The organism is Coprothermobacter sp. (genome assembly GCA_013824685.1).
In the GTDB taxonomy this organism is placed as follows: Bacteria; Caldisericota; Caldisericia; order Cryosericales; family Cryosericaceae; genus Cryosericum.
The window spans coordinates 35828-55170 of record PNOG01000020.1 but is presented as its reverse complement, the minus strand read 5'-3'; the positions used below and the strand labels follow the sequence as shown (position 1 = coordinate 55170).

The following is a 19343-nucleotide window of genomic DNA, read 5'->3' as shown; positions in this document are numbered from 1 at the left end:
TTCGAAACCAGCACTTCGCTGGTTTGCTAGATTGTCACAGGACTCTGCCTGTCAGCATGCGCAACAGCACAAGACACCGTTGGCGTCGCCCAGCAGACCGCGACGCCAACGCTGAAGCGATAGCCCGTACCCTCGTCGCAACGACCGGGGGTCTTGTCTGGTCAGTCGATTTCAATCAGACCGTAGCCCCCATAGGTACGCTTGTACAGAACACAGACCTTGTTGGACAAGGCGTTTCGATAGACGAAGAACTGGTGCGCCAGCATCTCGATCTGAAGGATCGCCTCTTCTTCTGACATGGGAAGTACCTCAAATTCTTTGCGCTTCACGATGCCCTCAGGAGACTCCTCAACATCCTCCACTGGTACTTCGGACTGGAACAGACCCTTGAGCTCGGCAACCGCCTTGAAGTCCCTCCGGAAGATCCGGGTGTGAAACTTGCGGATCTGCACATCGAGCTTGTCGCATGCAGCATCGATAGAACCTTCCATGTCTGGTCCCTGCCCTGAAGCCTTGATGATGCGGCCAGAGACCTCAAGAGTCAGTTCGCATGTATATTTTCCTCGCAGGAGGTTCAGATTGGCATTGAGCGTGGGTTCCTTGCGAAAAAACTTGTCAAACCGACTGACCTTCTCATTCAGATAGGCAAGAATGCGCGGAGGGATCTCAAGCGTCCTGGATTTATGTTCTACATTCATGTGTGCCTCCCGTTGCATCGGATTCGGCTCTTGCCATCAGAAGCCTGACCGTATTGTAGCCCGACTACGAGCGAGGGTCAAGTACAGACATTGATGCGGACGTGCTTGCAGGATGACGTTCGTGGCGGTACAGACCGTAGCTCCTGTTGTCAGGACGTCATCCACAATGACGACCGTCCTGCCGCGCAGCTCGCCTGCTGCATTGGACGAGAGTTCGAATACTCCATCAACATTCTTCAGGCGTTTCATATCCGACAGCTGTGTCTGAAGAGGCGTGCGACGCGTCTTGAGCAGAAGGCCACTGCCGTAGTCGCCATCGAAACCCGCGGAGAGTATTCTGCATGCAACGTGGGGGAAGTGACGAGGGCCTCTCTCATCCCGGGCGCCGAACCGCGGAATAGGGACAAAAACCGGCCGGTCTCCCAGTGGAAGGGCTCTTGCAAGGCCTGTCAGCATGCCAGAGAGTTGTCCGGCCAATTGATACTCACCTTGTACCTTCATCTGCAAGATGGCCTGTCGCAATGTTCCTTCATACCAGTACGCGGAGAAGCCCGACGCCGGACCGGCGGCGAGGTGGCTATCGCTCCATCCCGGGTCGCACGCTCGAAACGAAGAGGCACAGCGGTGACAGATAGGAAGGGCCGATTCCTCGCCACAGAGAAAACATGCCTTGTCAGCGAGGACCTGGCGAAGAACTGAGAGAACGCTCATGGGTCCCCACGTTCCAGAGCGACCTTCAGCCGGGCGACGCGGTCCACTCTCGTTTGACCGAGTCGCGCGATGGACTGTTCGGCCAAGGGTGAGATGCTTGCGGCGCGAACGCGCCGAGCAGCCTGTTGCGGCGAGTCTCCTGGCTGGATAGCATCGAAGCCACAGCCCTCGGCCAACTGGGAAACCTTTGGATCGTAGGCGAGCGCCACCACTGGAGAGTGCGTGGCGACTGCCGCCGCAGCCATATGGTATCGACCCGCAACCGTCAGCGTGGCAGAACTGCAGAGGTCCAGCAGCGGTAATGGCTGAGGCGAGATGATGAGTTCTGACGGCGTGAGCAGACGGTCCCGGACCGCCCACGTGAATGCAAGGTCTGCCGATGGAAAGAGCACGACCAGATCTAACCGGGCAGATGACTGGGACCCCAGGCAGTCGAGAAATGAGGCTGTCTCCTCGGCCGTCCACCCGAACCGTTCGTTGACACAAGCAACAATGCGAGGCTCGCGGCGAGTGGTCGCGACAGGTTCACCGCGTCGGGCGACCAGATAGGAAAGCCCAGCGTCGGACGACACGCAGATTTCCCGCGTCCGAATCCCACAACCGAGCAGGAGGTCTCGCGAAGCGTCGTCGCGTACATCGATGAGGATCATGCGGCCAAAGACAGCCCTCACAAGACGCCGGATCCAGGGCCGCCTGACGGGGCCGACACCCTGAGCGTAGGAGATGACTCCCTTCTTGCAGAGGCTTGCCACCAGGGGAATCCCCAGATAGTACAGGCTGCTTCGCCAGCTGGTGATGTCCTGAATGAGCCCGCCTCCGCCTAGCATCACATGGTCGCATGCTCTGAGAGCGGCTCTCATCGCTGTCGGGTCATGCCGATCGACGAGCGTGTGCCGCGGGCAGACGGGGTGAGCATACTGGCCAGGTTTATTGACCGCGAACACTGCTTCACACTCGATACTCGCGAGTTCATCCTGCACAGCCGACAAAATGAGCTCGTCGCCGAAATTGCCAAAGCCATAGTAGCCGAGGACAAGGAGTCTGGTCATCTAGCTCCTGGAGGCTGTCCGACGATGCGCAAGCACGCGGAACATGAAATAGAAGATACTGCCTACGCGTCGTATGCGGCTTGGCTGGACGACCAGTCTGTACAACCACTCCGTGCCGGTCTTCTGAACGAATCGCGGCGCTCGGCGGACAAGTCCGCTCCAGACGTCGAATGTTCCGCCTACCCCGATTGCGATAGGGATACCCATGTCGCGGTGGCGCCAGATCCACTTTTCCTGGGCTCCTCCGCCCATGCCAACCAGCAGAATGTCGACGTGCCCCTCCCGGATTTCCTGAATCACGTGCGCTTCTTCGGCTGCGTCAAAGTAGCCGGAATGGAAACCGACGACTTGAAGACCTGGGTAACGAGTCATGACGTTGGAGGCAGCCCGTTCGACAACATCCGACTTTGCACCGAGGAAGTACGCGCGGTAGCCCCTGCGTTCGGCGAGTGCCAGCAGAGAACCCGAGAACTCAATGCCGGGGATGCGGTTCTCGATGCGCGTACCCTGCATGCGTGCTCCCCATACGATGCCAACGCCGTCAGCAACGACAAGATCCGCCTGCTGGACAATTGCCAGAAACTCGGCGTCCTGGAACGCACGAGCAGCCATCTCACCGTTGAGCGTGACGACGAGATGAGGCACTCCGCTTTCAACGAAACCGTCGGCTATCTCGAGAAGCTCGTCAATATCCCTGTTGCTGATAGAAATGCCAAAGAAGTCGATGTTGTCGACATGTTCCCGGGGTGACCGGATCACAATACCGACGAACCGCGGAAGCGAAAGAATGCGAGGCAGCCGCTTGGGATCTAGCACAAACCGATACAGCCACTCAAGACCGAGTCTCTGGACACGGGCAGGTGCACGCTTGAACTCACCCGACAGGACGTTGTAGCTTCCTCCCACACCCATGGCAAACGGAACACCCATCGCGGAAAGATTGTCCGCAAGGAACTTCTCCTGTTTGGGACTGCCCATGCCGACGAACATCATGTCCGCCCCGGCAGCGGCGATTTCTACCACGAGGCCGGGCTCGTCCGCAGCGGTAAAGTATCCGTCGCGTGATCCGGCCACGACGAGGCCAGGGTATCTGTCCTTCACAATTGCCACGACTCTCGAGAGTGTCTCTGGACGTGACCCAAGAAGAAAGAGCCGCCATCCACGAGCGTCTGCCAGCTCGAGCAGCCGCAAGAACAGGTCGACACCCGTGATACGGGATTTGATACGCTCGTGGTAGAACACCCGCGAAGCCCACATGATCCCTATGCCGTCACAGAAATTCAGGTCGCTCTTGCGCAGGACCTTCTCAAGGGCCTTGTCCTGTTTTGCCTTGATGACTTTCTCAGGATTGATGGCGACACCCATGTGAGGGGTGCGAGACGCGACGAAGCCCTCGACGGCAGCGAGAGCTTCGTCCATGTCCAGGTTGTCGACCGGAATACCGGCGACGTGGACTCGCTCAGCCATTGTCAGGAAGGCGCGCCCGCGTTCTACAGACGAACGTACCAGGGTTGCCTGAGGACGTCGCTGTCATGTTCGAACACTCCCCTGAAGTCACATAGAATCAGGCGGCCAGCTGCTGCCATAGCTACCTTCTTGACGTATTCATAGTCCACATTCGTCTGTCGGATGGGCAGCACGAGTGCGTCTGCCCACAACGAGCCGGCATCGATGTCGGTCTCGCGTCCGAAATCCTTGGGCGCCTCAGCGATGCTGTCGAAAACACGCACTTCGGCTCCCGCCTTCGCGAGCGCCGTGGCGAGGTCGACGGCCGGGCTCACCGTGATATCGTCCGAGTAGTCCTTCATGGCGATGCCGACGAACAGAATATGCTTGCCCACCAACCCCCCCATCCTGCTGGACATGCGCCTGGCAATGTAGCCAGGCTGAGCGGCGTTCGCCTGACGTGCCGAAACGAAGGTCGGCAGCAAGTCGCCGCATTCGTCCTGGGTTGAGAGCGAACCGAACAGATAGGGCGAGGCATAGGGGATGCAGTGCCCCCCGACGCCGATGCCAGGCATGAGAATCTTGACCCTGGAGTGGGTATTGCAGGCCTCAACCAGCTCCCAGGTGGGAATGTCGAATCGATTCGCGAAGCGCGCCAGCTGGTCGGCGACGGCAATGTTGACGTCCCGCTGGGCATTCTCGAACATCTTTGCCACTTCGACAAGTTCGATGGACGACGCTTTGAAGACAGGTTCACGGTTGACCGCTCCCAGTACCTGGGTCGCACGGTCGAGGCTCTTTGCGTTGATGCCTCCGACGACCAGCGGCATATTGCGGAACTCGTCATACGCGTGCCCTTCAGCTATCCGTTCCGACGAATACGCGAGATCGAAGTCCGTGCCTGCCGCGAGCCCGCTTTCGCGCTCCAGCGTGGAGAGCACGAGACCGCGAGTCGTGCCAACAGGTACGGTGGACCGGCAGATGACGAGATCTCCTTTCTTGAGCAGCTTGCCGAGCTCCGTACAGGCGCCAGTGAGCATGCTCATGTCCAGGGCCCATGCATGGTCGATGGGGATGCCAACCGTGATAATGAAGGTCGCTACGTCCTTAGGGAGTTCGTCGAACTTGCTGGTGACGTTCAGACTGCCATCTGCAAGACACCGTCGGAGGACGTCATTGACCGGTACGCCATCGAAGTCCTCACGCATACTGAGCGAAGATGCCTTGATCGACTCGATGCGACGTGGGTCGATATCGACCCCGGAGACCTGGAATCCGTCCAGTGCATAGGTGAGCGCAAGAGGCAGGCCAACATAGCCAAGACCGACAATTGCAAGCTTCTTTTCCATCTTCTCCTCCATATTCAGGACTCGTTGGGTGTCAACGCGTCGAGTACGCGGTCGAATTCCGCGATGCGGAACGACCAGTCAAAACGTCGGGACGACTGCACGCGGTAGCGGCGCAGTTCGAGTGAATCTCTATTGATGGTCTCTGTCACTGCGGCAACAAACTCCTGCGGGGTGGACGCGAGTCGCACCATGTCGTCGCCGAATACCCCAAGGGCGTGGATTGTCGACGAGACCACAGGCAGTCCAGCCGCAACATATTCATAGAACTTCAGCGGGTCGACACCCAGGGTCAGCGGCGATTCACGGAAGGGGATGAGCGCGACGTCATAGCGGGGCGCCTCCTGCGCGATCGCAGCCTGGGAGAGCATTCCCTTGAAGACGATGTTGGCATGGACGGCCAGTTCATCACGGACAACCGGCAGGGCCTCGCCGAAGCAATCGATCTCGCAGTCTGGACACGCGGCAGCCACGGCGCCAAGTGCCTGCACGTCGAACCATTCGCGCATCGCTCCGACGTACAGAAATCGGTGCTGCCTCGGCAGTGTGGTCAAGGTGTCAAGCCACCTCATGGCGGGCGCGGCGAACAGCTCGTGATCTACGCCATTTTGGATCAGGCTGAGCTTGTCCTCGTGCGATGAAAACTTGGCGGCAATGGTTTCATTGGTCGCGATCACGGCAGATGCGATGTCGGCAGTCCGAGCCTCGAGGCGGTCGACAGTAGCCTTGAGAAGGAGTCCAGGATAAGCGCTGTGGTCGTCGACGCAGTCGTACACAACTGGAGCGCCAAGCAGGTCAAGAGCTCTCGGGACAAACGGCAGGTACGTCAGGACGATGCCGACACCCTCCGTCCAGTCACCCGCGAGACTCTGCAGGTAGCGGTAGTAGGTGAGCGAGTCGCGGTCTGCCACGCGCTCGTACTTCTTGAAGTACGGAAGCCACGGCGTGGGCGATGCGGTCCACACGTGGTCTCCCTGCTCATGCGTGCCGGACCGCCAGGCATTCAGCTTCCGCCACTGCTGCGAGCGAGCTGCAGCTAGCCAGGTCACTGGGGCCTCGACGTAGAGCACGTCGTTGCCTCGTTCGGCCAGTCGGCGAGCAAAGCGCTGTTTTCGGCTGGGGAACGAGCGATAATTGTTGGTGCTGAGGACGAGTGCCTTCACTCGTCTGCCTCGGGAACGGCGCCGAGGGCGAAGAGACTCCACATGAGGAGCGCTATTGCCCACGAGTTGAGAAGATTGTCGGTAAACAGGTTGACCAGCAGCGCAAGAAGACCCACCGACGCGAACAGCCAGAGCTTGTCCTTCGAGCGGAAGAAGCGTGTGGCGACGCAGGCGAAGGCGCTTGCCAACCATGAGACATACAAAGCGAAGCCGACGACACCCGTCTCAGTAAAGACGCGAATCCACACAGAATCCATGGAGATACCCGTGAAGTAGCCATACTTCTGTGCGGCGGAGCCTCCAAACGTGCCAAGTCCACTTCCAAGAAGAGGGTGATCACTGAGGTTCACAAAGGCCTGCCTCCAGCGGAACAGGCGGCCGAGGTTGTTGCTCTTGTCGACATAGGTTGAACTGAGGAGGTTGGTCATGCGGAGCCGGAACGTTGGGACGGCGATGAGGATACCAGCGCCGGCGGCGGCAAACACCGCCGCAAGTATGGGGTTCAACGTGAGGAGCCCGACGAAGAAGGACCCCGCGGCCGACAACCAAGCAGCTCGCGTCAGCGTGAGGAGGAATCCACTGCCCATCACCAGGACAGATCCCACCGCAATCGCTCGCTCGTACCATCTCGTCCGCACGACGGCCACGTACACGCCCAGTGGGATGATAGTCTCGAGGTAGGCAGCGAGAACATTGGGGCTGCCGAAGAGCGAGAACGCGCGAGTACTGATGATCCCACTCTCTGTGTCTTTGTCGAGCCACTGAGCGGGTACCGGAACCTTCTGGACATACTGATAGACACCGATGAACGCTACGATAGTGGCACTCGCGACAAGGTGTGGAACGGTCTCGCGCAGGAGACCGCCGGCATCCCCGTCGATGAGGAGCCACAGGATGACAAAGGCCATGAATGGTTCAAACGCCAGGCGGGCTTCGTGGATGTAGGCGCCAATGTAGTAGGCGTTCACCGCATAGCTCAGCAGTGTTGCAGCAGCAAACAGGAGGGCCGTCAGAACGACGGGCGAAGCCACGAGACGCCCAATCTTCCGCCAGCTCGTCGCGACGGCCACGGCAAGGAAGACCATGAGCATGATCTCTTCCCACAGGTTGGCAAGAGGCAGATTGGCCTTCCGAATCGCCCAGTTGACAAGAGGGTAATAGGCGACCAGCAGGAGGAACACCCTCGCTGCCAAACGTCTCCTGGTGGGATTGAGGTTCATCCGGTCCCTATGGGAGATCGTGCACCGTCAGGATACGTGTCCAGACCTTCCAAGTGTCCCCATATATGGCAACGTTCGCCCCGCCGAGAATCTTGTCGCGGCCGTACATGTATGCCCAGGCGACCTTCGCGTCGACGGACCGGGCTGTTATCACGACGTCCTTGAGGACAGGATGCCCGACGACACGCAGCTCCCCTTTGCTGTCAATCGCGTCCATCTGGGCTGGCGATGGTGTGACGTTCGTGATCGTAAAACACACCTTGCCTGTCTCGTCATAGATGGTTGTACCCATCTTGATCTCTGCGGCCGTCTCCGGCCGGATTCCATAGGCGAGGAACGTGGCCTCGATGTGCTTGCCGCTGAGGCTCTTCGTCCCGGTGGAGGGACGCGTCAGCATGTAGGCTGCAGCGACACCCGCGATGATGACGATCGCAAGAACGATTCCAACTACCCCTCTGTTTTTCATATGGTACGACCTCCTTGTGTGAGTTCGCCCGTTCGGCCGTGGAGGCCGTCCGAGACACCCCTCACGAAGTAGTGCAGAAACGCACGACGATTATTGTAGAGAAGCACAATCGAAATGAAACGCCGAACTGCGAAGAGAGGAAGGAACAATGCCAGAAAACGGCCCCGTGCGAGGAGTCGGCGCTGCGTAAGAATGCAGTTCCGGGTCCCATAGTACAAGCGCCACGGCTGGTCGACAAGGACGGCAAGAGACCTTCCGAGAAACCGCATCGTTCTGCGGTTGGCCGAAGGATGCAGCAACCGGCTCGCGGGGATGGCGTACCCACGGAAACCCGCCAACGTTGCTCGCAGAGTGAACTCCGTGTCGTCATACCAGCCATACAGAGACGCGTCGAAGAGACCCGCTTCAAAGAGCAGGGAAGACGGGATGAACAGGCCTGCCATGGCGCAGGTGTCAAAGGCAAATTCAGGTTCCAGATAGCGCTCCCGGGGCACCGGCCTGAGCATCCCAGTCCGGCGACTGTAGGTGAACGAGTTGAAGAACGGGAGTTCCGGCTGTGGCGTATTGTAGCACACCGAGCGGAAGTACGTTCGCACGCCGTGCGTGTCGGCGCCTTGCACGAGACGCGCCAGAGCGTCTGGATCGACGATGGCATCGTCGTCGAGCATCCATACCCAGTCGGCTTTGAGCTCGAGTGCTTTCTGCTGGCCGATGGCTGCACCTCCTGCCGGTCCACTGTTGTGTTCCAGGCGAACAACGTCGACGTCGTACCGGTATTCCTGAGGAGGCGTGTACGGGATGGCGGACCCATTGTCGACGACGACGACCCGGTCGGGTCGCCGGGAGCCGTGCAGGATCGATGACAAGCAGCACGATGCCGTTTCGGGGCGGTCCAGGGTGATGACGACGGCAATGACGCTCATGAAGCACCGTTGCGCGGTCGTGGCCAACGCCAGGCAGAGATTCCGTTCGTCAGGGCTCCTGGTTGGACGGGACTGCCGCACTGAACAGAGGAGCGATCTTCGATCGCAAGGCATCCAGGTCCGGGATGATGTACGACGTTCCCTGGACATCCCCTGGCACTCCAGGGAAGGGGACGGTGGTTACTTCCTTGTCGCCCGCATTCTTGAAAGCCAGGGCGATGCGAAACATATCATTGGGGAGAATGTCGGTCACAACAGCGTTCTCGACGGCACGGACAACGGGCGGCAGTCTCCAGACGTTCCGAAGCGAGGAGGTCTGGGCTACGATAGCCTTGAAAAGAGCCTTCTGACGAACAACACGTCCGTATTCTTCTCCGTTCCATGAGCCAAAGTCACCGACTGCATCGTGACGGAAGCGAGCATATCCGAGCGCCGTCTTCCCGTCCATGTGCTGTACTCCCGGTTTCAGGTCGATAAGCGTGTCCTCTGCTTTGTAGTACATGGCTTTCTCGACGTCAATGGTCACGCCCCCCAGGGCATCGATGACCTGCTCAAACCCGGCGAAGTTGGCCTTCGCATAGTAGTTAACCTTGATGCCGGGGATCATTGCCTCGACCGTCTGCTCGAGGAGCACGATTCCACCATCGGAAAAGTAGTCGGTATTTGTCGTGGCGTTGATCTTGTCATAGCCGTGTCCAGGAATGCTGACGCGAGAATCCCTCGGGATCGACATCGCCCTCATTGTCCGTGACACGGGATCCAGTCCGATGAGCATGATGCTGTCGGCGCGACCCGGATCGTTCATGGCTCGCGAGTCGACGCCGACGACTAGGATGTTGACTCGTTCCCGCAGGTTGAGCGTCGATCTCGTGGCGCCCGCATTGGGGCTGATCGAGCGGAGAGAACTGTAGAGAGAGATGACGTTGTAGCCGACAAAACAGACCACAATGGCCAACATGGAAACAACAATTATGAGAAGCGTCCTGCGGACCTTTGTCGAGCGCAGAGAGCCCGTCAGTCCCCTGGTTTCTGTTTTCATCGGCACGTTCCTTCACCTGAAAGTTCAGATCCATTCATCTGTGTACTCAAAGAGTACGCATTTGGACTGACTGCGCAAGACGCAAACACTGAAGGAATGCGTCGGTCCCTAGACTGGTCCGGCCTACTTCATGAAGAGGGGAAGGAAGCTGAGCGAAATCACCGATATGAGTTTGATGAGGATGTTCAGTGAAGGTCCTGCAGTGTCCTTCAGCGGGTCGCCAACCGTATCCCCGACGACGCTTGCCTGGTGCTCAAGGCTGCCCTTTCCGCCAAGCGATCGCTCGATAAGCTTCTTCGCATTGTCCCATGCTCCACCGGCATTTGCCATATAGAGCCCGAGCAGTGTGCCGGTCACCGTGGCGCCGAGAAGAAGACCACCGACGGCTTCCTTGCCCAGCAGAAAGTACGTGACAAAGGGAGCCGCGATACCAAGGAGAGCCGGCGGCACCATGTACTTGAGAGCGCCTTGCGTGCTGATGGCTATGCACGCATTTGGGTCCGACGGAGCGAGACCCTGCAGAAGACCGGGGATCTCGCGGAACTGCCTGCGCACTTCGGCAACCATAAGCATTGCGGTCGAGCCAACAGCCTCGATAAGAAGCGCTGAGAACCAGAATGGCAGAACCGAGCCCAGAAACATGCCTGCAACCACGCGTGGATCAAGAATGTTGAGCACCGACAAGTTGACAGCTTGTGCGAAACTGCTGAACAGTGCCAGCGACGTAAGGGCGGCGGAGCCGACCGCAAAACCCTTCCCCATTGCCGCCGTCGTGTTGCCGAGCGAGTCGAGCTGATCCGTGCGCTCTCGGACAACAGGTAGCTGTCCCGTCAGTTCCGCAATGCCACCCGCGTTGTCAGCGATCGGACCATAGGCATCGACGGACAGGGATATGCCAAGGGTTCCCAGCATCCCCACCCCCGCCAGCGCAATGCCGTACATCCCGAGGCCGGCATAGGCTGCAAGCAGGGCTGCCGAAATCACGACAACGGGAATCACGACACTGCGCATGCCGGCAGACATTCCGCTCAGGATGTTGGTCGCTGCGCCGCTCTTGGACGCAAGCGCAATCTGCGCGACGGGTCGTGATGATGTGAAATACTCTGAAGCCAGGCCGACGAGGACCCCGGAAATAACACCAACGGTGACAGCGCTCCCTGCCTTCATATCCCCGAATACTCCGAGAGAAAGAGGAATCGACGAAATCACGAGTGCAACAGAAGCTCCAATAGACCCGTAGCGCAGCAGGGACTCGGGCGAGAACCGGTCACTTCTGGACAGGAGCTTCACCACCAGTACGGCTATCAGGGAGAACGCCAGGCCTGCTGCAACGACGTAGTAAACATAGCGCACCGGCAGGAGAACATCGGCCATCTCATGCTGACGGGCGAACCAGTAGCCCAGGATGTTGGCGGCCAGGATGGCCCCTATGTACGATTCGTAGAGATCGGCGCCCATGCCTGCCACATCGCCGACGTTGTCGCCGACGTTGTCCGCTATCGAGGCGGGATTGCGGGGATCGTCTTCAGGGATGCCGGCCTCGACCTTGCCGACAAGGTCTGCTCCTACGTCCGCCGCCTTGGTGTAGATGCCTCCCCCGACGCGTGCAAACAGTGCGACAAGAGACGCCCCCATGGAGTATCCGGTTGCAGCGACAAGAGCCTTCTCGGGACTGTGAAGGATAGCCAGTGTGCCAAACATCGACAGGAACGACCCTGCAACGCCAAGACTGCTCACAAGGATCCCCATGACGGACCCGCCAGAGAAAGCCATATTGAGAGCTGCCCCCAGGGAACGTCGTGCCTCGAGGGTAGTGCGACCATTGGCCATAGTGGCAATCTGCATTCCCACATAACCGGCCAGTACCGAGAATCCCGCTCCGGCAATGAAGGAGAGTCCTGCCACAAGCCCGTCGCCAAGTGCGAGAAGAATGCCCACGATCGCCAGGATGGGAAACAGCACGGCATATTCACGCGCCAGGAACGTGGTCGCACCACGATGGATGGTAAGAGTGATCTGGAGGATTGCCTCGTTGTCGAGCGGATGGCGGGCAATGGATCTCGCCAGAAGTGCTACGAACAGGAGCCCGATGACTGAGAGGAGTGGAACGAGAACGAGAGGATAGGCAATGGCTGCTTGCGATGGAATACTCACTACAAGGCCCCTCCTGTACTGGGTATCGCGAAGGCGGAACAAGAAACACTGGAGCCGGCGATCTGATTTGAACAGACGACCTGCTGATTACGGATCAGCTGCTCTACCAACTGAGCTACGCCGGCACACAAATAGCCAACTGGCCAGAACAAAAAAATGGAGCGGAAGACGGGATTCGGACCCGCGACAACTGCCTTGGCAAGGCAGAGCTCTACCCCTGAGCTACTCCCGCTCTGGCGGGATCGACGGGATTTGAACCCGTGGTCTCCGGCGTGACAGGCCAGCGTGTTGGACCAGCTACACCACGACCCCGTACCACACTTAGTATAGATTGTTCTGCAAAAAGTCAAGTGAGCATCCGGTGTCTCAGTCTCACTGGGCGCGCAAAGCTGTCACCACATGCGATACAAGAAACGTGGTGGGCGGAACAGGGTTCGAACCTGCGACCCCCTCCGTGTGAGGGAGGTGCTCTACCGCTGAGCCATCCGCCCATACCTGGTGCCCTCGAGGAGAATCGGACTCCTATCGCAGCCTTGAAAGGGCCGTGTCCTGACCATTAGACTACGAGGGCTTTGGTGAGCCGTACAGGACTCGGACCTGTGACCCTCTGCTTAAAAGGCAGATGCTCTGCCAGCTGAGCTAACGGCCCGCGCACGAGTCTATTCTACTGAGAACCGGCTCCTCGTCAATAGTTGGGACGGTCGAGCAGCTGTGCTCAGTCCTCTGCAGTCGTGTCGAGAGACTCGAATCGGGTGTATCTCTTGTCGAACATCAGCTTCACATTGCCCTGCTTGCCATTGCGGTGCTTCGCGACCAGAGCGTTGGTGGGCGTCCGGGTGTTCATCTCGGAAGTGTCTATCGCTTCGTCGGTGTACAGGAAGATGACAATGTCGGCGTCCTGCTCGATCGCTCCACTCTCACGAAGGTCGGACAACTGAGGCTTCTTGCGGTCTCTCTTCTCGATGTCCCGTGAAAGCTGAGAAACGACCAGGATCGGCACATTGAGTTCGCGGGCCAGGTTCTTGAGCATACGGGTGATCTGCGCCACTTCAAGGACGCGGCTCTCGACCTTCTCGCCAGAGGCAGCAAGCTGGAGGTAGTCAACAATGAGGAGCTCTACCTTCGCTGTGATCGCTAGACGCTTTGCCTTCGCCCGTATCTCGAGAGCCGTCAGCCCCGCTGCGTCGTCGATGTACAGGGGTGCCTCCGATAGCCTGTTGCTGACCTGTGTCAGCGCTTGCCAGTCCTCCTGCGACAGATAGCCTGACCGAAGCTTGTCCGCCTCGATCATCGCTTCTGACGATATGATGCGTTCGGCCAGCTGCTCTCTGGACATCTCCAGACTGAAGATGCCCACGGGCTTCTTCAGGCGGACCGCGTTGTACGCTGCAATGTTCAATGCAAGCGAGGTCTTTCCAATGCTTGGCCGCGCGGCGAGGACGACCAGTTCCTGGGGCTGGAATCCGCCAATCTGAAGATCCAGATTCTTGATACCAGTGGCAATCCCACGAATGGAACCCCTGTGATCATACCGCTCCTCCAGCAACTGCAACGTCTTCGGGAGGATGCGTTCCAGCGGCATGAAATCACCGCGTACCATACCCTGAGACGCCTCGTAGATGAACTTCTCTGTCCTGTCGATGAGCTCCATGGCCGTGACGGAGGGAGAAAACCCCAGCTCGTAGATGTCTCGCCCCGCACGGATGATACTGCGCTTGACCGACGACTCCTTGATGATCTCGGCGTAGTACTTGACGTTCTGGGTTGTCGGGACAAGCTCCGTCAGCTTGACGAGGTACGCCACACCGCCGACGCGATCGAGGTTGCCATGACTCTTGATGTCGTTGCTCAGAACGACCACGTCGACAGGCCTGTTGGACGCCCGGAGGCGAAAGATGGAGTCACAGATGGCAACATGCTCATCGAAGTAGAAGTCGTCAGGCTTGAGATAGTCCATGACCTCGTCGACGGTGAGATTTGAGACGATGAAGGAACCGAGCAGCGACTGCTCGGCTCCCATATCATACGGCGGGACAACGTTCCCCGGATTCGAACCCGTTTCGTTCTGCCCAGCTCGTGGGCGGGCTTCGTTTATCTGGGCATCGCTTCGGTCAGGCATCCTCAGACAGCTTCCGTGACGGTGACGGAGACGAGGGCAGTGACCTGGGGACTCAACTTCAGGGCAATCGCATACACGCCAAGTGCTTTAATGGGTTCATCGGTGCTCACGGTTCTCTTCTCCACGGCGACACCGAGTTGACTGCCAATGGCCGCGGCGATTTCATCCGGAGTGATGGCGCCATACAGTCTTCCCTGCGGCGTCGCTTTGGCGCGAACGGTAACCGACTGACCTGTGAGTTTCGCCGCCAAGTCCTGGGCCCGCGCAAGCACAACATCCTTTTCCTGAGACACTGCCATCTTGTGTTTGCTGAGGGTGGCAACTCTCTCGGGTGTTGCGTCGACGGCCAGACGCTGGGGAAGGAGGTAATTGGCAGCATAGCCCACAGAAACGCTGACCACGTCATTCTTGTGGCCAACGCCCTTGACGTCGGCGAGCAGAATTACCTTCCTGTCCATAGTTGGTGTTGACCTAACGATTCACGAATGGCAGGAGAGCCATGACGCGAGCTCTCTTGACGGCGCCCGCAAGGGCACGCTGGTGCTTGGCACACACGCCTGTCGCCCGGCGAGGAAGGATCTTGCCCTTGTCGCTCACAAAACGGCGCAGCCGTGAAGCATCCTTGTAGTCGATATCATCAGTCTTGTCTGCACAGAATGGGCAGAACTTCTTACGCGCGCGAAAGAAAAACGACTTCTTCTTGCCGGTCTTGCTCGGTTTCTTGAATGGTGCATTTGGCATGATAGTCTACTCCTTCATCTCAGTTGAATGGCACGTCGTGGTCTTCAGAGCCGGAGCCCTGCTGCAGCGATCCCTCGGGGACTTCAAAGTCCTTGAGAAGATCATCTTCGCCGGGGGCTTCACCGGGCTCACCAGTACTCTGACGGTTCTGCGGAACACCGATGACCTCGAATGTCGTGGCCACGATCTCGGTGGCACGCTTCTTGGTTCCATCGTTGGCGGTGTAGTCTCTAATGGACAGGCGTCCTGTCACGAGAACGCGCAGGCCCTTCTCAGCTGACTTCTCGATCTTGTCGGCGACGAAGGTCCATGCGTTGACGTCAACGAAGAAGGCTTCTTCCTTCCAGTCACGGACAGACGGGTCTTTGGACGCGTTCCAGCTCCGGTTCACAACAATTGAAACACGAGCCGTCTTCTTGCCCGACGGCGTGTACCGGATGTCCGGATCCCTGGTAATCCTGCCTGTGAGGACAACCTGGTTGAGGTCGTTCATCCCTACGCCTCAGGTGCAGGAGCAGGTTCAGGTGCAGAGGCAGGAGCAGGAGCAGGTTCAGGTGCAGAGGCAGGAGCAGGTTCAGGTACCGGCGCAGCTACTGGAACGGGTTCAGGTACCGGCGCAGCTACTGGAACGGGTTCAGGTTCAGGGGTAGCTTCCTGAGGCACAACTGTCTCAACTGGAACGACAGTCTTCTTGTGCTCGGGTCGCGTAACCATCCACCGGACGATGTTTTCGTTCACTCTCAGCTGCTGCTTGAGAGCATCAACCTCGCCAGGTTCGCACTCAAATGCGATCACCCAGTAGTAGCCATCCTGTTTCTTGTTGATCGGATACGCCATGCGACGACGGCCCCATGGGTCTGCCTTCAGAATCGTGCCCTTCGATGAGATGAAGGACTGAACGGTAGTGGCGACAGCCGTAGCTTCTTCCTCCGGCATTGTCCCGTCCACAATAAACATCAATTCAAACTCTCTCAACAGTTCCTCCCTTTGGACTTAGATTTCGGCCGTCTTCACGACGGCAGAGAGCGACAATAGTATATGCAGGAGCTGCAGCGATGCAACCGGAAGGACCCTTCACGGGAGCATCCGGCTGCATCACTCTGATATGCGACGAGCTAGCGGGCCTTCTCCAGGAACGTCTTGTAAGCGAGATAGCAGGCATACAGATCCGCCTTGCTGGCCAGTTCCTGTGGGGCATGCATCGACAGAAGCGCAGGGCCGGCGTCGAGCGTTTCGATACCACGCTTCGACAGGAACTTGGCTACTGTGCCACCTCCGCCGACGTCTACCTTGCCCATCTCAGCCACCTGCCATGGGACGTTGGCCTCGTCCAGCAATCCGAGCACTTTGTGAAGAGTCTCGGCCGAAGCGTCATGGGCTGAGGACTTGCCCCGAGAGCCGGTAAACTTCGTAATCACAATGCCGTTGCCAATTGTGGCAGCGTTCGTCGGTTCGAACACATCCAGGTAGTTGGGGTCCATACCGGCATCGACGTCGGCGCTGAGGGCCATGGAGCTCCAGAAGACCTGTCTGGCCGTGGTCTTCTCTCCGGTTTCCAGGATGAGCCGCTCAATGACCAGCTCAAGGAACTCGCTCTGCATACCGGTGTCGCCGTCACTGCCAATCTCTTCCTTGTCAGCGAGGAACACGACCTGTGTGCGCTCAGGCTCCTTCTTCTGGTCCATCAGGCCGCGCAAGGCCGTGTACCCGCAGATCCTGTCGTCATGTCCGTAGGCGAGGATGAGTCCCCGGTCAAAACCGACTTCCCGCGGCTTCATCGCCGGCACGAGCTCCAGTTCGGAAGCCGCGAAGGCTCGCTCTTCGACGTTGAGCTGCTCGGCGAGTATCTTCAGGACATTCGTACGGATGGGCGTCTTATCGTCCTTGCTATCAGCGGGAACGTGGCCAACGATGGCATCGAGCGCTTCGCCCGAAACACCTTCGCTCAGCTTCTTCTCTCCCTGAGCCTGCCCCAGATGCGGAAGGATATCGGAAATGTTAAACACAGGATCAGTATCTTCCTCACCGATGCGCAACTGAAGCTTCTTCCCTGCCTTGTCATAGATCACTCCGTGCAAGGCAAGGGGGATCGTTACCCACTGGTACTTCTTGATTCCACCATAGTAGTGGGTCTGGAAGAGGCTCAGCCCAGTGCTTTCGAACAGCGGGTTCTGCTTGACGTCGATGCGCGGAGCGTCGACGTGCGCAGCCACAATGTTGACACCCTCTCCAAGAGGACGCTTGCCAAGCCTCACGATCAGGGCATTCTTGCCCCGGTTGACAAAAACCAGTTTCCCACCCTTGGGCAATGGTTCTGCAGAGAGAGCGTCGGCAGTTCTGTAGCCGCTGGCCTGGGCAATGGCCGTCGCTGCCTCGACGAACTCGCGTTCCGTCTTGGCATCCTTGATAAGCGACATATACTCCGCAGCCAGCTTGTCGGCCGCCTTGCGATCGATGCTGCTCCAGGCGGACGTCTTGTTCAATCCGATGTCTTTGGACTTCATCGCTGTTCACCTCCGAGTGTGTGAGAAGGTCAGCATACCTTGAAATTGGACCGAAATCAAATAGCATGCTAAGTTAGAGAAATGGAGGAGTCCTATGGAATTGCGCGGTGACTTGCAGAGCTTTCCGCTTGTCCAGCTTATTCAGACCCTGGACAACGCTCAAAGAACTGGAAAGTTGGACATAGAAGGGCATCTTGGCAGCTTTGCCATCTTCTTCCAGAAGGGCAAGGTCATCCATGCGCAATCACCATACAGCAGCGGGCTACCCGCCTTCTTCGATGCCTTTCTCGAACATGACGGTACGTTCAATTTTGTATCTAACGTCATCATGCCGCCTCGAAGGATCACCCAGAGCAACACGAGCCTCCTCATAGAGGCAACGGAACTTGCTGACGAATACGCACGTGCAGGAATCCATACGGAACCGTCGGAGCTGCAGGTAAGCCTGACCGAGAATGACTCCGACGCAGCCGTTACGCTGACCGCCGATGAGTTTCTCCTCCTGCAGAAGGCTGGCGAGCCGCAGTCGTCCGATAGGATTCTGAAGGAAGCTGAGTTTGGGTTTTTCCGCGCATGGACAGCTCTGAACGGTCTTGCGGACAAGAAGATGGTTACGTTGTCGAAATCGGAGGCATAGATGGAAGGTCAACTGTCTTCACTGGTAATTACGAAGGAAGATATCGAAACCATCGACGACCTGTTCTCACAGTACCTCGTCGATTCTCAGGCGAAGGACATTATCCTCCTCAACAAGAGCGGCGAGCTCCTTGCGAAGAGTGGTGCCGTGACGCGAGAGTCGGCAGTCGCTGTATCCGCCTTGGCAGCCGGTGTCTTCTCGGCCACGAATGAATTGGCGAAACTCCTCGGAGAATATGAATTCACCCTGACGTTTCACCAGGGCAAAGAGACCAACATCCATATTTCGCTCGTAGACCCCCTGATCCTGCTTGCCGTCATATTCGACAACAAGGCACCCATCGGCGCCATCAGGTTCTGGGCCAAGAAGATCTCGGGTTCGATCAAGCCGGTCTTCGAGAAGATGGCCGCAGGCCCACGTCAAGAGCCTTCCCAGGACTTGAAGAAGGGACTGCAGGATGAGATCGACAACCTCTTCTAGCGCATTGATCCGAGCCATCACATGTCTCTGATCGACTTCTCCAAGTCTGAGATCACGTTCAAGGTCGTCTACTATGGCCCGGCAATGAGCGGCAAGACGACGAACCTCAGCTGGATCTTCCGGACGATCCCGGAAAAGGTGAAGGGTCAGTTCACCTCGATCGCGACCGAGACAGAGAGGACGCTTTTCTTCGACTTCCTGCCGGTGGAACTGGGAACCATCAAGGGCTTCAAGATCCGCCTCAGCCTCTATACCGTACCGGGCCAGGAACTGTACAAGCTGACGCGCAAGTCCGTGCTCAAATCTGTCGACGGCATCGTCTTCGTCGCAGACTCGAATCGCGACCGGCGAGAGGACAACATCAAGAACCTTGCGGATATGTTCAAGAATCTCGAAGACTACGAGTTGCCGGATACGCCCATCATCTATCAGCTGAACAAACGGGACACACCGGCCATCATGCCGGTCAGTGAGCTTGTCGATGACCTGCAGCTCAAAGGGAAGGCTGTCTACCTTGGCATGGCCAGCAGTGGAGTGTCTGTCATGGAGTGTCTCAAGGGAATCACTCGCGAGGTTGTCAGCAAGATCTGATCTGCCGCTCATGCACAAGTGATGCCGAGATGCCGGGGCTTGCGCTCTTCCTTCTC

20 protein-coding genes and 6 tRNA genes are annotated in these 19343 nt (G+C 58.2%); 3 read left to right on the top strand and 23 right to left on the bottom strand.

Translation table 11 applies throughout. The features are described from left to right. Nucleotides 1–161 precede the first annotated feature (161 nt). The 23 genes from raiA to C0398_06160 all read right to left on the bottom strand — a co-directional run bounded on the left by raiA (nt 162) and on the right by C0398_06160 (nt 17579). Nucleotides 162–716: a ribosomal subunit interface protein gene (gene raiA / locus C0398_06270; protein ID MBA4365592.1), complete on the bottom strand. Its 555-nt coding sequence runs from the start codon at nt 714–716 to the stop codon at nt 162–164. An 18-nt stretch (nt 717–734) separates the two neighbouring features. Further along, nucleotides 735–1409 carry a hypothetical protein gene (locus C0398_06265; protein MBA4365591.1) on the bottom strand — a complete coding sequence of 225 codons (675 nt, stop codon included), beginning with the start codon at nt 1407–1409 and terminating at the stop codon, nt 735–737. Beyond that, a complete protein-coding gene (locus C0398_06260; GenBank protein ID MBA4365590.1) occupies nt 1406–2458 on the bottom strand; it encodes a hypothetical protein in 1053 nt (350 codons plus the stop codon). Before C0398_06260 ends, C0398_06265 begins: the two co-directional genes overlap by 4 nt. After that, nucleotides 2459–3925 (bottom strand): hypothetical protein, encoded by a 1467-nt coding sequence (locus tag C0398_06255; GenBank protein MBA4365589.1) that lies wholly within the window; start codon nt 3923–3925, stop codon nt 2459–2461. Between the two features lie 23 nt (nt 3926–3948). Further along, entirely contained in the window at nt 3949–5265 is a 1317-nt protein-coding gene (locus C0398_06250; protein MBA4365588.1) for a nucleotide sugar dehydrogenase, read from the bottom strand. 2 nt (nt 5266–5267) lie between these two features. Then, nucleotides 5268–6605, bottom strand: coding sequence for a hypothetical protein (locus tag C0398_06245; protein MBA4365587.1), 1338 nt, complete (start codon nt 6603–6605; stop codon nt 5268–5270). Next, nucleotides 6410–7633 carry a hypothetical protein gene (locus tag C0398_06240; protein MBA4365586.1) on the bottom strand — a complete coding sequence of 408 codons (1224 nt, stop codon included), beginning with the start codon at nt 7631–7633 and terminating at the stop codon, nt 6410–6412. Before C0398_06240 ends, C0398_06245 begins: the two co-directional genes overlap by 196 nt. 7 nt (nt 7634–7640) lie before the next feature. After that, a complete protein-coding gene (locus C0398_06235) occupies nt 7641–8099 on the bottom strand; it encodes a hypothetical protein (GenBank protein MBA4365585.1) in 459 nt (152 codons plus the stop codon). Then, nucleotides 8096–9172, bottom strand: a complete 1077-nt coding sequence (locus C0398_06230) for a hypothetical protein (protein ID MBA4365584.1) — start codon at nt 9170–9172, stop codon at nt 8096–8098. The genes C0398_06235 and C0398_06230 overlap by 4 nt, the downstream gene beginning before the upstream one ends. Next, the gene (locus tag C0398_06225; GenBank protein ID MBA4365583.1) at nt 9072–10061 is read right to left on the bottom strand and encodes a hypothetical protein; all 990 of its coding nucleotides are present in this window, start codon (nt 10059–10061) and stop codon (nt 9072–9074) included. Before C0398_06225 ends, C0398_06230 begins: the two co-directional genes overlap by 101 nt. Nucleotides 10062–10184: 123 nt before the next feature. After that, complete coding sequence (locus C0398_06220) at nt 10185–12191, bottom strand: sodium-translocating pyrophosphatase (GenBank protein MBA4365582.1); 2007 nt, start codon at nt 12189–12191, stop codon at nt 10185–10187. Nucleotides 12192–12264: 73 nt separating this feature from the next. Next, a tRNA-Thr gene (locus C0398_06215) sits at nt 12265–12340 on the bottom strand. A 32-nt stretch (nt 12341–12372) separates the two neighbouring features. Then, nucleotides 12373–12447 (bottom strand) — tRNA-Gly (locus C0398_06210). A gap of 2 nt (nt 12448–12449) precedes the next feature. Next, nucleotides 12450–12527: transfer RNA gene (locus C0398_06205), tRNA-Asp, on the bottom strand. Between the two features lie 104 nt (nt 12528–12631). Continuing rightward, nucleotides 12632–12706, bottom strand: a tRNA-Val gene (locus C0398_06200). A 5-nt stretch (nt 12707–12711) separates the two neighbouring features. Then, nucleotides 12712–12786: transfer RNA gene (locus C0398_06195), tRNA-Glu, on the bottom strand. A 2-nt stretch (nt 12787–12788) separates the two neighbouring features. Then, nucleotides 12789–12864: transfer RNA gene (locus tag C0398_06190), tRNA-Lys, on the bottom strand. A 66-nt stretch (nt 12865–12930) separates the two neighbouring features. After that, nucleotides 12931–14334, bottom strand: a complete 1404-nt coding sequence (gene dnaB, locus C0398_06185; protein MBA4365581.1) for a replicative DNA helicase — start codon at nt 14332–14334, stop codon at nt 12931–12933. 2 nt (nt 14335–14336) lie between these two features. Further along, nucleotides 14337–14792 carry a 50S ribosomal protein L9 gene (gene rplI / locus C0398_06180; GenBank protein MBA4365580.1) on the bottom strand — a complete coding sequence of 152 codons (456 nt, stop codon included), beginning with the start codon at nt 14790–14792 and terminating at the stop codon, nt 14337–14339. A gap of 13 nt (nt 14793–14805) precedes the next feature. Then, nucleotides 14806–15075, bottom strand: a complete 270-nt coding sequence (gene rpsR / locus C0398_06175) for a 30S ribosomal protein S18 (protein ID MBA4365579.1) — start codon at nt 15073–15075, stop codon at nt 14806–14808. A 19-nt stretch (nt 15076–15094) separates the two neighbouring features. Next, the gene (locus C0398_06170; protein MBA4365578.1) at nt 15095–15568 is read right to left on the bottom strand and encodes a single-stranded DNA-binding protein; all 474 of its coding nucleotides are present in this window, start codon (nt 15566–15568) and stop codon (nt 15095–15097) included. Nucleotides 15569–15570: 2 nt separating this feature from the next. Continuing rightward, on the bottom strand, nt 15571–16032 hold the full coding sequence (gene rpsF, locus C0398_06165) for a 30S ribosomal protein S6 (GenBank protein ID MBA4365577.1): 462 nt from the start codon (nt 16030–16032) through the stop codon (nt 15571–15573). 158 nt (nt 16033–16190) lie between these two features. Beyond that, nucleotides 16191–17579 (bottom strand): aminopeptidase, encoded by a 1389-nt coding sequence (locus C0398_06160; protein ID MBA4365576.1) that lies wholly within the window; start codon nt 17577–17579, stop codon nt 16191–16193. A gap of 94 nt (nt 17580–17673) precedes the next feature. Between C0398_06160 and C0398_06155 the strand changes: the two genes are divergently transcribed. Genes C0398_06155 through C0398_06145 form a run of 3 tightly spaced genes read left to right on the top strand, consistent with a single transcriptional unit; the run spans nt 17674 to nt 19287 of the window. After that, nucleotides 17674–18216: a hypothetical protein gene (locus C0398_06155; GenBank protein ID MBA4365575.1), complete on the top strand. Its 543-nt coding sequence runs from the start codon at nt 17674–17676 to the stop codon at nt 18214–18216. Beyond that, nucleotides 18217–18696: an MglB protein gene (locus tag C0398_06150; protein MBA4365574.1), complete on the top strand. Its 480-nt coding sequence runs from the start codon at nt 18217–18219 to the stop codon at nt 18694–18696. Between the two features lie 21 nt (nt 18697–18717). Then, nucleotides 18718–19287: a gliding-motility protein MglA gene (locus C0398_06145; protein ID MBA4365573.1), complete on the top strand. Its 570-nt coding sequence runs from the start codon at nt 18718–18720 to the stop codon at nt 19285–19287. The last annotated feature ends 56 nt before the right edge of the window (nt 19288–19343 follow it).

Bases quoted from the DNA above. Each gene is read 5' to 3' on its own strand.
- raiA (MBA4365592.1), bottom strand. From the start codon at position 716: ATGCAACGGGAGGCACACATGAATGTAGAACATAAATCCAGGACGCTT.
- C0398_06265 (MBA4365591.1), bottom strand. From the start codon at position 1,409: ATGAGCGTTCTCTCAGTTCTTCGCCAGGTCCTCGCTGACAAGGCATGT.
- C0398_06260 (MBA4365590.1), bottom strand. From the start codon at position 2,458: ATGACCAGACTCCTTGTCCTCGGCTACTATGGCTTTGGCAATTTCGGC.
- C0398_06255 (MBA4365589.1), bottom strand. From the start codon at position 3,925: ATGGCTGAGCGAGTCCACGTCGCCGGTATTCCGGTCGACAACCTGGAC.
- C0398_06250 (MBA4365588.1), bottom strand. From the start codon at position 5,265: ATGGAGGAGAAGATGGAAAAGAAGCTTGCAATTGTCGGTCTTGGCTAT.
- C0398_06245 (MBA4365587.1), bottom strand. From the start codon at position 6,605: ATGGTTGGCAAGCGCCTTCGCCTGCGTCGCCACACGCTTCTTCCGCTC.
- C0398_06240 (MBA4365586.1), bottom strand. From the start codon at position 7,633: ATGAACCTCAATCCCACCAGGAGACGTTTGGCAGCGAGGGTGTTCCTC.
- C0398_06235 (MBA4365585.1), bottom strand. From the start codon at position 8,099: ATGAAAAACAGAGGGGTAGTTGGAATCGTTCTTGCGATCGTCATCATC.
- C0398_06230 (MBA4365584.1), bottom strand. From the start codon at position 9,172: ATGTCCAGGGAACGTCGTACATCATCCCGGACCTGGATGCCTTGCGAT.
- C0398_06225 (MBA4365583.1), bottom strand. From the start codon at position 10,061: ATGAAAACAGAAACCAGGGGACTGACGGGCTCTCTGCGCTCGACAAAG.
- dnaB (MBA4365581.1), bottom strand. From the start codon at position 14,334: ATGCCTGACCGAAGCGATGCCCAGATAAACGAAGCCCGCCCACGAGCT.
- rplI (MBA4365580.1), bottom strand. From the start codon at position 14,792: ATGGACAGGAAGGTAATTCTGCTCGCCGACGTCAAGGGCGTTGGCCAC.
- rpsR (MBA4365579.1), bottom strand. From the start codon at position 15,075: ATGCCAAATGCACCATTCAAGAAACCGAGCAAGACCGGCAAGAAGAAG.
- C0398_06170 (MBA4365578.1), bottom strand. From the start codon at position 15,568: ATGAACGACCTCAACCAGGTTGTCCTCACAGGCAGGATTACCAGGGAT.
- rpsF (MBA4365577.1), bottom strand. From the start codon at position 16,032: ATGTTTATTGTGGACGGGACAATGCCGGAGGAAGAAGCTACGGCTGTC.
- C0398_06160 (MBA4365576.1), bottom strand. From the start codon at position 17,579: ATGAAGTCCAAAGACATCGGATTGAACAAGACGTCCGCCTGGAGCAGC.
- C0398_06155 (MBA4365575.1), top strand. From the start codon at position 17,674: ATGGAATTGCGCGGTGACTTGCAGAGCTTTCCGCTTGTCCAGCTTATT.
- C0398_06150 (MBA4365574.1), top strand. From the start codon at position 18,217: ATGGAAGGTCAACTGTCTTCACTGGTAATTACGAAGGAAGATATCGAA.
- C0398_06145 (MBA4365573.1), top strand. From the start codon at position 18,718: ATGTCTCTGATCGACTTCTCCAAGTCTGAGATCACGTTCAAGGTCGTC.